Origin of the sequence: Petrimonas mucosa, from assembly GCF_900095795.1 — a bacterium.
Lineage (GTDB): Bacteria > Bacteroidota > Bacteroidia > Bacteroidales > Dysgonomonadaceae > Petrimonas > Petrimonas mucosa.
The window spans coordinates 3507888-3522451 of record NZ_LT608328.1 but is presented as its reverse complement, the minus strand read 5'-3'; the positions used below and the strand labels follow the sequence as shown (position 1 = coordinate 3522451).

The window sequence follows — 14564 nt, the reverse complement described above, 5'->3', positions numbered from 1 at the left end:
CTAAACTGCAAATTGAACTATGAGACAAATATCCATATACCGCATCTTGCTGCTTTGCCTCCTGATTCTGGCAACCGGCTGCAACGACGAGTGGGAAAATGAGTTGTACACCCGGATGGTCTCGCTGAAGGCGCCCATCAACCGCGACGATGTAAGTGTCATCTACTTGCGGTACCAGCCCGACAGCGTAAAGGTGACCTACCAGCTTCCGGTGATCGTGAGCGGATCCAGGAATAACGATCGCGACTATTCGGTCCGCATCGATGTGGATAACGATACACTGAATCAGCTCAATATCGACAAGTATGCAGGTCGCTCCGACCTCTATTACAGACAGTTGTCGGAGGATTTCTATGAACTTCCCTCCAAGAACTGCCGGATACCGGCCGGAACCGACGTGGCACTCTTCCCCATCAACTTCAATCTGAAAGGGTTGGATCTGGTGGAGAAATGGGTGCTGCCGCTCACCATCATGCCCGACAAGTCCTACACGATGAACACCTACAAGGGGCGTCACAAGGCGCTGTTGTGGGTGATGCCCTTCAACGACTACTCGGGCATCTACAATGCCGCCAGCATGTATGTCTACTTCGGTGACAACACCACCAAGTACATGACCGCCAGCACGCGCGAGGCGAGGGTGGTGGATGAGAACACCATCTTCTTCTACGCCGGTATCACCGAAGAGTTGGCCGAGAACCGCGGTTACTTCAAGGTGAAGTGCAAGTTCCTCCCACCCGACGAGGTGAGCGAGATCCAAGATCCGATCTCGGGCGAGATGACCGGTCTCTATCTGAAGAGGGGACAGCTGGAGCTCTGGGCAGACAATCCTGAACTGGAGTTTGAGGTGATCGGTCAACCCACCTACGAGATCAAGGAGGAGTATGATATCGACCGTCCCCACATCATCAAGCGCTTCTTCACCCTGACGATGGAGTATCGCTACAAGGATCCGGTTTCGAGCCAAAACATGGTCTTCCCCTACAGGTGCAAGGGAACCATGCTGATGCAGCGTAACATCAGTACCCTCATCCCCGACGAGGATCAGGCCATCTTCTGGTAATCGGCAGGAGAAGCAATCGGAAAATAAAAGGGGCTGCAAGAGGCAGCCCTTTTTATTTTTCTTCTCTTTTCATCTGGTCCAGAAGCTTTTCGTACCGTTCAATGGTCCTCCCAATTTCATGTTCGTAGAAGATACTCTCCTCGCTGAAACTCTTCAGCCCCTCCGGGGTTACCCCCAATGCCGCTGCCACCTTTCTCAGTTTCTCCTCCTTGCATCGTTCTGTTTTTTCCATCTTCGACACCGCCTGTTTGGTTACTCCCAGCAGCTGACCCAGTTCACTCTGCGTCATGCCACGGAGCTGACGGATCTTCTCAATTTTTCGTCCGATATGTCTCTCCATGTTGCTCCATCAGTTTACCTTTCTCCCGTTCACTCTCCAATAGTCGCTCGTAGAGCTCCACGATCTTCTCAGACAGGTCGGGCTTCCCAGTCACTCTCTTGTTTTGTCCTGCCGGTGAAGCGTTGATGGTTGAAATGGTTTTGTTGACGTCGAAAGTTATGATCACTTCTGGCGAAATGCCCAGTATATCGGAGATCTGCTGCAGCCGCTCTCCGTCGATCACTTTCTGACGTTCGAGCCTCGATATCTCCGGCTGGCTCATGCCGAGTTCAGCTGCAAGTGTGGTCTGTTTAACTCCCAGGTATCTCCGGATGCGTTGCAGGTTAAGACCCATATTCGCGTTATCCGCATTAACACCTCTTCTCACTGCACTAATGTTAAGATTAATGTTAAAATAATAATGTGTAACAAACTTACATCAATACTTCGGTAAATATTCAATTAACCAATTAAAATTCAATGATTTACATAACATAGTTTAACATAAAAAAGATGGTTAAGTAGCTGATTATCAGTATCTTTATAGCTGATCAAAACCTAATAAAGATGGATAGAACCAGCATACTTAACCAATATAAAGGTATCTGTAGTGATGTTCTAGGTGAACTAACTACGAAGTTAAACAAAAGTTTCAAATCATTCCTTATGGAGACGCTTATTTTGTATCTGGTCATTCCCGGCAGGATTAATTTCCTACAATTGGGGAGATATGGCAAGTCGTGTGAACAGCGATTTCGCCAGAACTTCTCGAAGGATTTTGATTGGCTGGAGTTTAACTTGTCTTTGTCTGATAGGGTATTAACCGGAGATCGCAAGGCAATTGCCATTGATCCCAGTTATATATCCAAATCAGGAAAGAATACCCCTTGGATTGGTTACTTCTGGTCGGGTGCAGCCGGTCAGGCGAAAAGAGGATTGGAAATCCTGGGAGTGGGCCTTATAGACGTCGACAACAAGGATTGCATCAGTCTACAGGCCGTTCAGACTCCGGACCGTCAAACCCTGGAGAGTCGTGATGCCAACCTGATTGACTGGTACCTTTTGGTCCTTAAATCGATGCAGGAGAAACTCCATCGGGCAAGCCGTCACGTGGTTGCTGATGCCTACTTCGCAAAGAACAACTTCGTTACGGGTCTGCAAGAGATGAAGTTTGATCTGGTCAGCCGTTTCAGGGATGACGCCGCACTTTATTATCCAACACTGCAGAAACCGACAGGCAAGAAAGGCAGGCCTAAACTCTACGACGGAAAGATTGACATGGCCAACCTGGATACAACCAGAGTGCAAAAGATCAATATTGATAACGGTGATCTCTACACCTTGGTAGCCTATTCCAAATCATTTAAACAGATGGTCAGGCTTGTCATCTGGTATTCCAAGGATGGGAAAAATCCCAAACTGTTCTTCTCTACCAATCCTGAGATGAGTGGAAAAGATGTTATAGAATTTTACCGCACCCGTTTTCAGATCGAGTTTTGCTTCAGGGATGCCAAAGGCTTCACAGGACTGATGCAATCGCAGGCAAGGGACGTAGCAAAGCTATCGTTCAACTTTAATGCGTCTCTTACCTCAATAAACCTGGCAAAGGTGCTGGCAAGGGAAAGAGGTATTCCTTTTTCGATGGCATCATGTAAAACGATGATACACAACGCCTACTTGCTTGAACGATTTATTTGCGTGTCCGGCATTAAACCGAACAGAAGATTAAATGATAAACTTGTCAAGGAACTCATTGAGTTTGCAGCAAGTGCTGCTTGACTCCAAACTATATTTTTAACGAACTATTGATAGATGATAAAGGTGCTTAAAGGCACAATTGTTTCACTTTTAAAATTTTATCTTTTATGAGAACAGTCAGCGGTCTCGACATCCACAAAGATAGCATATTTATGTGCATTTTGGACGAACAAGGCAAAAAGACAGAAGAAAAATTTGGTGTAACTACACGTGAAATAAAACGAATGTCCTCTGTACTGCATACACATTACGTGAGTGATATTTGTATGGAAAGTACCGGTATTTATTGGATTCCGATTTGGCGGTTGCTTGAAAACGATTTCTCTCTTCATCTGGTAAACCCTCAGTTTCTTAAACAATTGCCCGGACGCAAGAGCGATGTGAAGGACGCGCAATGGATTGCAACCGCGTTGCTTAAAGAATTAGTCAGAGACAGTTTTGTTCCGGACGGGAACATTCAGCGACTTCGTCAATATGGGCGTCGCATTAACGAGATAAACAAAGATTTGGTTCGCTGCGAGCAACGTATCGACATGCTTCTACAACGCTGCAACATTCGTTTGAGCAATTATGTTTCACGTACCAAAAGCAAGAGTTACCGTAAAGTAGTGGATGCCCTGATTGCGGGAGAGACATCAGCCGATGCGCTGGTCAAACTCATTCATGGACGCACGGTTAACCGATACGGGAAATCAGCCGTACACGAGGCATTGGAAGGGTGTATTTGTGAAAGTGACAGCGATTTATTGCAGCAGTACACTCAAAGCTTTGACATGCTTCAACTCCAAAAACAACAATGCCTTGATGCCATGGTGCGCATGTGCAATCAACTCTACCCCGAAGCCTTCTCGTTTTTACTGACCGTGCCGGGTATAAAGCTTGTCTCGGCAGCCATTATCATTTCGGAAATAGGCGATAATATGGAACTTTTTGCTACTGCAGCAGCCCTGGTGTCATGGGCAGGACTCCGACCGCGCAATGATGAAAGCGCAGGAAAAATTAAGAGCCGCCAAATAACACACGGGAACAAGTATCTGCGTAAAGCCTTGATGGAATGTGCCAATGGTGCTGCCCGAACGAAAGGTTCGGTGTTTTACTTCCGGTTTTGGCATTTGAAAGGGATGAAAAAACATCATAACGCCATTATCGTAGCCGTTGCCCGGGAGATGCTTACCGTTATCTGGACACTGCTTTCCAGACATGAGAACTTTGATGAAACGTATCATCTGAAGAAAAAAACTGCTTCGTAGGGCGGACTCCTGTTCCGCTTTTCCGGAGCAGTCGGATTGTTTGTAAGGCCTTTATATTTGTGGTGGATTTTATACCCCGGTTCGCAAACTGACCGTGGCAGACAATCCGTATTGAACGCCGATCAAGAACCGTAAGAGTTCGAAGAGGAAATTAATTTACATTGACGAAAGTTCATTCTTCTTTCGTCAGTAAATCTATGTGTCTAAAATATAGCAAACCAGTTTCAATGGGTTTATTATGCAGGGAAACAAATGGATTTATAGAGGAAATATAATAAAAATCAACCAAAATGTTATATAAGTCAACCATCTTTTTTTCAGTTTAATTATCTGTAAATCTATTTTTGTAAAAATTAATAAATGTGTTCTACAGATAAGAACAGTGAAATTAACACCTCGTCCAATCACTTCAACGATTGGTGTTATCTGTTAACAAATATATATACAAATTAACTGATACCCTTCCTGGTTAACCGTCAACTTTTATAGTGTTCTGACGGGACATTTAACCTGGAATGAATGCATTTTTTCTAATATCATTACTGTCCTATTAAAATCTCGTAGAGTTCTTTGAAATATTTGAAATTTAGTTAGTTAAAGTAATTTTTCGATTAAACGGATTTCAATTCTCATCTTTGTACTTCTTGAATTTTAATAGAACTACAATGCATAAGGATAAATTCGTTTTCGCCCAATTGGTCTGTTTCCTCGACAGGAATAAGTTTAACTACATCGTGCGCAAATATGATGGTGACAAGTACGTGAAACATTTCACTTGCTGGAATCAGTTGCTTGCCATGATGTTCGGTCGTAAGCCGTCGGTCATAGGCGTATTGGATTGCTTCGATTAAACCGTGATCTTTGTCAAAAAAAGATGAACACTAACAAAATGAATCGTCGTTTTACTCAACACGAAGCGTTTTCCCTGATCGAAGAGTACTTTCAAAGTGGTCAGCGGGCCACGGATTTTTACCGGTCCAAAAACATGAGTGAATGGCAGTTTTACAAATGGAGAAAATTGTATCTTGAAGTCCATCCGGAACATGAAGCCTCAAAAACACCCCCTGCAAAGGAGCCATCCCTCTTGCAGCCGGTAACTGTTATCGGCAAGCCGTCCTCCCGGCGGATGCCCCGGTTCGAGATCGCCTATCCCGGCGGGGTAACTCTTCGCGTGGACGAGGGGGTAACCGACATCACGCTACTCGGGGAACTGCTCACTTTTTAATTTCCCGGACGATGTTCTCACTTAACGAATCCCAGCGTTTTTACCTCTGCCTCTCACCCACCGACCTGCGTAAAGGATTTGACAGTTTATGCGGGCTTGTCTCATCGGAATTGGGACGCGACCCGTTAGGCGGGGAAGTGTTCATCTTTGTCAACAGGTCCAGGACGACCATCAAGCTGCTCCATTGGGAACGGGGCGGGCTCGTGCTGTACCACAAGCGCCTGGAAAGCGGCCGCTTTTCCCTTCCCCGCGTCCATTCTTCCGGCAAGGGATGCAGTATTCTTTGGCGCGATTTGGTCATGATGGTCGAGGGTATTTCCATGGAAAAAACCACCCGCCGGAAAAGCTTCAATATTGCTCCAAAAACCGCGTGAATAAAGACTTTCGTGCTTGTTCATCTCATTGATAAGTTGTATCTTTACACCATGAAAACAAGCAATACGGAATTGAATGACCAGGTTGTTATTTCCCGCGGGGAATATAACGAATTGCTGTCCATCAAGTCCGATTGCGAATACCTGAGGTTTCAACTCTCCGAGCTAAAACGGATGCTTTACGGTGTGAGAAGTGAACGCTTCAGGTCGGAAAAAACCGATGACGGGCAATTGGACCTCTTTGCCGGCACGCGGGATTCACTTCGCGATATTCAGCCAAAAGCGGAAGCGAACAAGGAAACCATCACTTACGAACGCGAAAAGACACGCGAAAAGCCTGTCCGGAGCCGTCTTCCCGAGCACCTGCGACGGGAAGAGGAGGTGATTGAACCTGACCTTATCCCCGATGGAGCCGTCAAGATAGGGGAGTCTGTCACCGAGCTGCTGGAGTACAAGCCCGCCGACGTTTACGTGCGGGTTATTATCCGTCCCAAGTACGTGGTGCTGGGCACGGAAGGTGAAGGCTGCGTTACTGTAGCCCCCATGCCCTCGTTGCCCATCGTGAAAGGAAATGCCGGGGCGGGCATTCTCTCCCATATCTGCGCGAGCAAATTCATCGACCACCTCCCGTTCTATCGCCAGGCCGAGATATTCAAGCGGCAAAAGATACCGGTTGCCGAGTCGACGCTCAAGGGCTGGTACGCCGCCGTCTGCCGCTTGCTTGAGCCGTTACACGATACACTGATCCATGAAATAATGAAACGCGACTACCTTCAGGTGGACGAGTCCCCGATACCTGTTCTTACCTCGGATAAGCCCGGTGCCACGCACAAGGGGTACATGTGGGTGTTTCATGCCCCCGTGGAAGGCATGGCGTGCTTCAGGTACGGAAAATCCCGCTCGGGGGATGTCGCCGCCGGATTTCTTGACGGGTACCGCGGCGCGCTCCAAACTGACGCGTACGCGGGGGTATGACCAGTATAAGGACGCGGAGCACATCACACTTTTGGCATGCATGGCCCATAGCCGGCGAAAATTTGAACACGCCAAGGAGAACTCGCCATCGAGATCGCGTCAAGCCCTTGACTTGTTCGCGAAACTCTACCGGGTAGAGAAACGGGCACGCGAAGAAAAGATGCCATTCGAGGAACGGCACCGGCTGCGCGAACAACAATCAATACCGGTGATGGAAGAGCTGAAACGATGGCTGGAAGACCAGCGGGGGCAAGTCCTGCCTAAATCTCCCATAGGAATCGCGGTTGCCTACACTCTGAAAATTTGGGACAGGTTGGAAAGGACGATGACGGACGGCAAATTCGAGATAGACAATAACGAGATTGAAAATAAAATCCGGAAACTTGCCCTGGGACGCCGTAACTATTTATTCTGCGGGAGCCACGAGGGAGCCGAGCGTAACGCGATGATGTATTCTTTCTTCGCCTGTTGTCGCGAAGCCGGCGTGAATCCAACGCGATGGATGACTGATGTCCTCAACAGAATACCCGATCATCACGCGAATAAACTGGAAGAGCTGCTCCCACACAATTGGAAAGAGAATATCCTTGGATAAGACGGATCCTTACATGCACGATACCCCCGATCAACGATCGAATACAATATTGTCATACCGCCATTGATTCAATGTGCCGGTTGAAGCAGAGAATAAACCATAGGAGGTGGACCGGAGAGGGATATGCTAATTTTTACCCATTCCTGCAACACGCTCATAGCCGACGGGATACGTTGTAAATAGCCTCACCATCTGCCCCCTTCTTGCCAATACAGGTGCGCTTGTGCGTTGAGTAACCCTTTTCCCTGTCCCAGTATGACTCATCCTCGTAGAGATATACCGTTCCATTCTTCGCCTTGATCTCGATGACCCTTTTTCCCATGACAATGAATCTTCAATATGGTTACAAATGTAATCATATTGTTTGAGAAAAACAAGGGTTTTCCAAAATATTTTCACTATTTATCAGTAAATTACGTGTGATTGACAATAATCTGGTTAGAAAAAAGCGGGAATTTCAGTTCTTTACTGAACTGGCAGTAAATGAGATTTTTTTACTATTTTTGTATTGCATGTGTCGGGTGAGTGTTATTTTTTATTTAACACCTTAAAGATAAATACTTTATCTGACACATGCAACTTTTATTTGAGACTTTTAGGTAGTAACATATGACAGAACAAAAAAAATCACCAGACGGTAAGTTGGCGACAAGATATTTTCGAGAATTTTATCTTTCCTATGCAGCGGATATGATTAATTTTGCCAGAAAGTATGTTGACGCGACCACGGCTGAAGATATAGTTCATGATATTTTTCTTGATGTTTGGGATAAAAAATCAACCATCATGGTTGAGAAGAATCTACAGAACTACCTTTTGGCAATGGTCAAAAATGCTTGCTATGACTATTTAAAACACAAAAAGGTGGCCGAAACATTTTTGAGTAAAGCAGAGCATCAACTTAAAATTGATGCCATGGAATATTATGAGCTTTCAGAAAATGAGAGTTCGGAAAATTATAACCTGCAGGCAATTTATGATTCTATCGAGAAATTACCCCCTAAATGCAAGATTGTTTTCGAAAAGGCCTATTTAGAAAAGCAAAAGAGCGCGACGATAGCAGAGGAGATGAATGTTTCCGTGAGGACCGTTGAGACTCACATTTACAACGCCTTAAAGCTAATTCGGAATAATTTAAAACTGCTCAAGTCGATTTCAGCAACACTTTTTTTTTCAGCATTTTTTTTATTTTAAATTTAAATAACGCGACCGTTAGGGGATTGTCCGATAATAACTTATTGACGCAGTCTGCAAGCGTTTTTTTATTTTTTTTCAGTACTGACCGACTAAAAAATGAAGAAAATATAGGGACTTAACCGAAGTCTCGTCCCTAAGTTGTAAATTTGGATTGTCAAAAACTAAATTTCCAACCATCAGGGTCAACGCATAAAAAAATCAGAAAAGACAGTGTTATCAACAATTTATCCGTCTGGTTGTTAATAACTTGTGTTGTTTTGAGGCAATGTAAATGCGTATCTTTGCCTCAAAAAAGACATGACAAGTCCAGCCACTTCTTTGCACCGGTATTTTGAGTGCATTCCCGACCACCGAATCAACAGGAACAAGAAACACCTGCTATCCGACATCATAATCCTGTCGATACTCGCCGTTATTTGTGGGGCGGAATCGTGGGATTCAATTGAACTTTTCGGCAAGACAAAACTTTCATTCCTGAAAACGTTCCTCAAACTGCCCAACGGTATCCCCTCACACGATACGATTAACAGGGTGTTTTCCAGTTTACGTCCACGTCTTTTTGAAGAAGCTTTCATCAAATGGGTTGATTCTTTAAAGGATGAGCATATCACAAAAGAGGTTATCAGCTTGGACGGCAAGTGTATAAAAGGGTCCAAAGACAGCTTTCATGAAAAGAACGCCATCTACATGGTCAGCGCCTGGGCATCAGAAAACCAATTGGTCCTGGGCCAACTCAAGGTGGATGAGAAAAGCAATGAGATCACGGCCATCCCGTTATTGCTGGACCTGCTTGACATAGAAGGAAGCATTATTACCATAGATGCCATTGGTACCCAAACGAAGATTGCTGAAAAAATCATAGAAAATAAAGCGGATTATATCCTTTCGGTCAAGGGTAACCAGAAAGAGCTTTTGTCCCAGGTGGAGGACAGTTTCAACCGGCATAATCCGGACTCGGTCGATCAGGTGACGGAAAAAGGGCACGGACGGATTGAAACACGTACCTGTGAAATTATCTCGAACCTGGGTTTCATCGACAACAGGGAACACTGGAAAGGACTCAAGACGATTGTCAGGATTACTGCCCACAGGGACACGGGTAAAAAACAGGAGACCGAAACCCGTTTCTACATTAGCAGTGTCATTGACCAAGCAGCAAACTTCAACACTTTTATACGTCAGCACTGGGGCATTGAAAACAAACTCCACTGGACATTGGACATGGTTTTTGACGAAGACCGGCAAAGGAAAAGGGCGAAGAACTCCGCCCAAAACTTTTCCTTCATCAGAAAAATAGCACTCAACCTTCTAAAACAAGACACATCGAAGGGTTCTTTGGTTTCAAAACGTCTCAAGGCCGGGTGGGATGACAACTTTTTGCTACAGTTGTTGAAAATTTAAATGCGTTGACCCTGTTCCAACCATGGGCAAAGTTAGCGAAAATAAATTTGTCGGTCAGCCGATCTTAAGACAAATAGTGAATATTCTCCCGAGGGAAAAGTTCGATGAGCTGGTAATAAGGCTCGGCAGTGATAAATATTACAAGGCGTTTTTTTCCTGGGATCAATTGATCGTGATGCTCTTTGGCATTTTTTCCCGTTGCGACTCGATGGGTGAAGTCTGTGACGGCATGCGTGCCTTGGGTGGCAAGTTGAATTACCTGGGCATGGAGAGTTCGCCTGCAAAAAGCACTGCCGGAGATGCATTGCGTGACAGGGACGAGGAGCTGTTCCGTCTGTTCTACTTTGCACTGATCGCCCATTTTTCCCCGCTTTTGTCGGTCAGCCGCAAAAAAAAGTGCCGGAAGCAGGGTATCAGTTTCGAGGAGTTCTATGCCTTTGATTCGAGTACGGTGACGCTGTTTTCCGACGTGATGAAAGGCGTGGCCGGAACCCTAAAGGCGACGGGAAAAAGAAAGGCGGCCTGAAAGTCCACATGCTGACCGACGTCCATGCTGACACGCCGCGATTCGTGAAGATAAGCGAGGCGAAAATGCACGACAAGAACTTCTTGCAATACCTGAATTTAAGTGAAGGCAGCATGGTGGTCTTCGACAAGGCATACAATTACTACCTGCAGTTCGCCAAATGGACGCGACAAGGCGTGAATTTCGTTTGTCGGCTGAAAGACAATGCAAGGTACGAGGTTCAGGAAGTCCTTCACGAGAAGAAGCTGGAAAAAGGGGAACATGCCGTTTACAAGGTGAAACATATCCACGTTCAATATATCGAGAAGGTCGAGACGGGGACCGAAGGCAAGAAAAAAAGGAAGAAAGTCAGACAGACGAGGACCTTATGCCTTCGTTTAGTTTGGTACAGGGATGAACAGGGGCGTAAATACAAGTTCATCACCAATAATTGGGAAATAACAGACGAGGAAGTTGCCTTGATTTATAAAAATAGGTGGTCTATCGAAACGGGATTCAAAAAATTGAAGCAAAACTTCCAACTCACCTATTTTTATTCCGACACTGAAAACGGGATAAAGACCCAAGTATGGTGTACCCTGATCGCGTATTTGCTTTTACAGGTGATTCAGACCAAGTCGGAAAGCGAAAAGGCGTTTTCAACCATAGCCGCGTTGTTGAGGATGCATTTGATAAGCCATCTGGATTTGACGTGGGTGGTGACCGAAGGCAGGCGCACTTATCCCAGACGACTGAAAAGTCGCAATAAAAGTCCCACGGCCGCCCAATTATCACTGTTTTGAGGGGGGGGAGCACTTTTTGGAAATGAAAGACAGGAGCCGTAATGATCTACTTGTCAGGTATTTAAAAATAAGAACCGATTGATTTTGATTTTAGTCGGTTGATACTGATTTTTTTTGAAAAACTCTACGTAGTTTTTAATTAACAATCGTATATAAAATAGAGGAAGGATAAATTCCAACGATAAAGGGGGAGTTACAAACTTCTTAATAAAGAGACTTAATTATGATGGACACCTAAAAGTCTCAAATAAAAGTTGCATGTGTCAGATAAAGTATTTATCTTTAAGGTGTTAAATAAAAAATAACACTCACCCGACACATGCAAGACAAAAATAGTAAAAAAATCTCATTTACTGCCTGTTCAGTAAAGAAAAAGTTCAGTTCAGAACAATTAACATCATATTCAGGGTTAAGCGTAACCTCTGATTTTATCAACCATTGCGGTATTTATGGCAAGCTGGAACATCTTTTTCCAACCATCCGCCACAATGCAAGCCGTTTCAGCACAGCCCAAATACTCTCAAGTGTCCTGTTGGCATCGTTGTGCGGTGTTCACCGTTTGAAGCGGATTGAAAATTTCACCTTTGACGCCTTGGTTTCCCGCTTGTTGAAGTTACCCAAGAACATTGACGAGGACACCATACGCCGCCATTTGACAGGTTTGGGTGAAAGGGGCGCCCGTTCGCTTCACGAGTTGTTATTGGATTTTACCGGCTTGCAAGTTTCCCGTTGCGGTTTAAGCCGCTTGACACTTGATTGCGACTCAAGCACATTTACCGTTTACGGCAACCAACAAGGGGCTGAGGTGGGTTATAACTCGCATAAGAAGGGTTCGAAAAGCTATCACCCCATCTTATGTTTTGTCACGGAGATGAAACTGCTTGTCAATTCATGGCTCCGCCCGGGTTCAGCTTACACCTCAAACGGAGTTTGTGAGTTTGTCAAAGAAACCTTGGCCGCTCTTCCCCAAAAGGTGGAGAAGGTGTTTTTCAGGGCCGACAGCGGTTTTTTCAATGGTGGATTATTTAATTTGTTAGAAGACGGTAAACATGAATATTTGGTGAAAGTAAAGCTGAAAAACCTGAAAGATTTACTTGCCGGGCAGACTTGGCAGCCGATTGGCCCACGGACGGCGACCTGTCAGTTTACACATCAATGTAGCGGTTGGAGGAATCCCCGCATGTTTTATGCCGTGCGTGTCGTAAAGCAAATAGTTCTCCCGACATCGCCTTCGGCTCGTCGGGAGAACGGACGGAGGATTACATCCTGCATTCTACTCCTCGCCTAACGGCGACATCGTAGAACACAGGATTTGCGAGATTACAAGGGATAGTGGATATCCCCCCCCGCAACCTCGCAAATCCTCCGTCCGTTGAAGTCGATTATTTTGGAGAGAAACAATTTGTACCCGAGTATGAGTACTTTTGCTATTGCTCGAACCTGAAAGGATTGGATGCCTTGCAGCTCCATACCCTTTATGGATCCCGATCAGAGAGTGAGAATTGGATCGAGCAAACCAAAAACTCGCTTTGTGCGGGAAAAACCATCACGCGTGATTTTTGGGTAAACGATATTCTTTGGCAACTTTCGTCATTTGCCTACAGTTTATCGGTGCTCATGCGATACCGGGGCGACTTTTGGGTTTGGCGTCAAGAGCACTCTACCTTCCGAGAATGGTTTATCCGAGTGCCGGGAAAAGTGGTGAAATCCGGCAGGCAGGTCACGGTAAAAATGCCTAAGGAGTATTACCGAAAAGCGGGGTGGCGTGATTTTGAGCAGCGAATAACGACAACGATGACCGGATGACGGATTTTCACTTAATCGTCCATCGCCATCTTTCGTGTCGTAAAAGGGTTTATGACAAGGAATTGCCATGCCTTGGAAGAGTGGTAATGTTAATATATATAAAAACGCCACCATAAAAAGTAAATCAACACGTTAAACGTGCAAGAAACAGTGAAGATGAAAAGAAAATAAAACGGTATCTCTCGAAAAAAAAGAGAAATTCCGCTTTGAAAACTATTAACTTGAGTTGGGAATTTTAAATGAGATTTTTAAGGGACAATATTCCTGAAATAACGGTACATGTTTTAAATGGAACTCAAACGGAGGAGGAAATGCGCGCGTTTATGCAGTGGTACAACGAGTCGTCCGAGAACAAACAGTTTTTTTTACAAATGAAACAGATCTATGACCTCACGAATCATGATCAGCGGCCGGAGAAGGAGGAATTGCACGAAAGCTGGAATCGATTATTGAAGAAAACTACTTTATCGATGAAGTCCACGAAGTCGAGGAGCGGTGAGCGTAAAAAGAAGACGCGCTCGATTATATTTTCGGGAGTAGCCGCGGTGGCATTATTACTGCTTGCTGTTGGTATTAAAATAAATAGTGACAATAATACTTGGATAGAGATTCAAAGTTTATCTCCGGGAGAATTAACGGTGGTTGAATTGCCCGACGGTTCGAAAGTTCATCTTAATGCTTCATCAACAATAAAATATCCAAAGAGATTCAATAAAAAAAGTCGCGACCTCTATTTGAATGGTGAGGCCTATTTTATTGTCGCGAAAAATAGTGAACAACCGTTTATCGTGCATTCCGATAAAATATATATTGAAGTGTTGGGAACTGAATTCAATGTTCAGGCATACGATGTAGATGATGTTGCTGTTACCACACTTGTTTCGGGAAAAGTAAAACTGGTTACTCCTGAAAGTAACGAAGACGTGCAAAATGAATTCGTTTTACAGCCGGGGGATCAAGCCACGTTTAATAAAATTTCGAGTACTACCCAAATTTCAAACGTTGAAACTGCAGTTACTACTTCATGGATGAACGGCGAGTATTCGTTCAGGAATAAATCGTTGGCCGAGATAACGAATCGTTTAGAAAAGATATATGATGTTACCTTCGTGATTATGGATGAGGCTCTTAATAAAGAGGTGTATACGGGTAAGTTCTTTTCCAGTCAGTCCATCGAGGAAATTGTAGATATAATCAACTTTAAAAAGCAATTTAGCTACCATATAGAAAACGATACGGTTTATATGGAACGAAAGTAATAATACGGAAATAATAATACAGAAATAATAGTAG

The 14564-nt window shown here is 44.7% G+C and carries 17 protein-coding genes and 1 pseudogene; 15 read left to right on the top strand and 3 right to left on the bottom strand.

All coding sequences use genetic code 11. The features are described from left to right. The first annotated feature begins 19 nt into the window (after window positions 1–19). Window positions 20–1063 (top strand): DUF4973 domain-containing protein, encoded by a 1044-nt coding sequence (locus tag ING2E5A_RS14090; protein WP_071137951.1) that lies wholly within the window; start codon window positions 20–22, stop codon window positions 1061–1063. Window positions 1064–1115: 52 nt separating this feature from the next. Here the strand turns inward: ING2E5A_RS14090 and ING2E5A_RS14085 are convergent, their stop codons facing one another. Together ING2E5A_RS14085 and ING2E5A_RS14080 are read right to left on the bottom strand one after the other, a co-directional pair. Further along, window positions 1116–1403: a helix-turn-helix domain-containing protein gene (locus ING2E5A_RS14085; protein WP_071137950.1), complete on the bottom strand. Its 288-nt coding sequence runs from the start codon at window positions 1401–1403 to the stop codon at window positions 1116–1118. After that, window positions 1375–1770 carry a helix-turn-helix domain-containing protein gene (locus tag ING2E5A_RS14080; protein ID WP_317039811.1) on the bottom strand — a complete coding sequence of 132 codons (396 nt, stop codon included), beginning with the start codon at window positions 1768–1770 and terminating at the stop codon, window positions 1375–1377. The genes ING2E5A_RS14085 and ING2E5A_RS14080 overlap by 29 nt, the downstream gene beginning before the upstream one ends. A gap of 179 nt (window positions 1771–1949) precedes the next feature. Between ING2E5A_RS14080 and ING2E5A_RS14075 the strand changes: the two genes are divergently transcribed. The 7 genes and pseudogenes from ING2E5A_RS14075 to tnpC all read left to right on the top strand — a co-directional run bounded on the left by ING2E5A_RS14075 (window position 1950) and on the right by tnpC (window position 7559). After that, window positions 1950–3161 carry a transposase gene (locus tag ING2E5A_RS14075; RefSeq protein WP_071137948.1) on the top strand — a complete coding sequence of 404 codons (1212 nt, stop codon included), beginning with the start codon at window positions 1950–1952 and terminating at the stop codon, window positions 3159–3161. Between the two features lie 86 nt (window positions 3162–3247). Beyond that, window positions 3248–4390, top strand: a complete 1143-nt coding sequence (locus ING2E5A_RS14070) for an IS110 family RNA-guided transposase (RefSeq protein WP_071137947.1) — start codon at window positions 3248–3250, stop codon at window positions 4388–4390. 665 nt (window positions 4391–5055) lie between these two features. Continuing rightward, a pseudogene (locus ING2E5A_RS14065) lies at window positions 5056–5202 on the top strand (DUF4372 domain-containing protein); the annotation flags it as partial. 62 nt (window positions 5203–5264) lie between these two features. Continuing rightward, a complete protein-coding gene (gene tnpA / locus ING2E5A_RS14060) occupies window positions 5265–5615 on the top strand; it encodes an IS66 family insertion sequence element accessory protein TnpA (protein ID WP_083373258.1) in 351 nt (116 codons plus the stop codon). An 11-nt stretch (window positions 5616–5626) separates the two neighbouring features. Then, on the top strand, window positions 5627–5989 hold the full coding sequence (gene tnpB / locus ING2E5A_RS14055; protein WP_071137945.1) for an IS66 family insertion sequence element accessory protein TnpB: 363 nt from the start codon (window positions 5627–5629) through the stop codon (window positions 5987–5989). 51 nt (window positions 5990–6040) lie between these two features. Then, window positions 6041–6964: an IS66 family transposase gene (locus ING2E5A_RS14050; protein WP_071137944.1), complete on the top strand. Its 924-nt coding sequence runs from the start codon at window positions 6041–6043 to the stop codon at window positions 6962–6964. Then, entirely contained in the window at window positions 6897–7559 is a 663-nt protein-coding gene (gene tnpC, locus ING2E5A_RS14045; RefSeq protein ID WP_161942045.1) for an IS66 family transposase, read from the top strand. Before ING2E5A_RS14050 ends, tnpC begins: the two co-directional genes overlap by 68 nt. Before the next feature lie 154 nt (window positions 7560–7713). On the opposite strand, the gene ING2E5A_RS15415 is transcribed toward tnpC, so the two are convergent. Then, the gene (locus ING2E5A_RS15415; protein ID WP_154670097.1) at window positions 7714–7881 is read right to left on the bottom strand and encodes a hypothetical protein; all 168 of its coding nucleotides are present in this window, start codon (window positions 7879–7881) and stop codon (window positions 7714–7716) included. Window positions 7882–8168: 287 nt separating this feature from the next. Between ING2E5A_RS15415 and ING2E5A_RS14040 the strand changes: the two genes are divergently transcribed. The 7 genes from ING2E5A_RS14040 (at window position 8169) to ING2E5A_RS14010 (ending at window position 14530) form a co-directional block, all read left to right on the top strand. Further along, window positions 8169–8753: an RNA polymerase sigma-70 factor gene (locus tag ING2E5A_RS14040; protein ID WP_071137942.1), complete on the top strand. Its 585-nt coding sequence runs from the start codon at window positions 8169–8171 to the stop codon at window positions 8751–8753. Window positions 8754–9053: 300 nt separating this feature from the next. Next, window positions 9054–10157 (top strand): ISAs1 family transposase, encoded by a 1104-nt coding sequence (locus ING2E5A_RS14035; RefSeq protein ID WP_071137114.1) that lies wholly within the window; start codon window positions 9054–9056, stop codon window positions 10155–10157. A 22-nt stretch (window positions 10158–10179) separates the two neighbouring features. Then, a complete protein-coding gene (locus tag ING2E5A_RS14030) occupies window positions 10180–10683 on the top strand; it encodes a DUF4372 domain-containing protein (protein ID WP_071137941.1) in 504 nt (167 codons plus the stop codon). A gap of 8 nt (window positions 10684–10691) precedes the next feature. After that, entirely contained in the window at window positions 10692–11465 is a 774-nt protein-coding gene (locus ING2E5A_RS14025; RefSeq protein WP_071137940.1) for an IS4 family transposase, read from the top strand. Window positions 11466–11784: 319 nt separating this feature from the next. Continuing rightward, window positions 11785–12753: a transposase gene (locus ING2E5A_RS14020; protein ID WP_071137939.1), complete on the top strand. Its 969-nt coding sequence runs from the start codon at window positions 11785–11787 to the stop codon at window positions 12751–12753. 44 nt (window positions 12754–12797) lie between these two features. Then, window positions 12798–13271 carry a transposase gene (locus tag ING2E5A_RS14015; protein ID WP_071137938.1) on the top strand — a complete coding sequence of 158 codons (474 nt, stop codon included), beginning with the start codon at window positions 12798–12800 and terminating at the stop codon, window positions 13269–13271. A 371-nt stretch (window positions 13272–13642) separates the two neighbouring features. Further along, on the top strand, window positions 13643–14530 hold the full coding sequence (locus ING2E5A_RS14010; protein ID WP_161942043.1) for a FecR family protein: 888 nt from the start codon (window positions 13643–13645) through the stop codon (window positions 14528–14530). The last annotated feature ends 34 nt before the right edge of the window (window positions 14531–14564 follow it).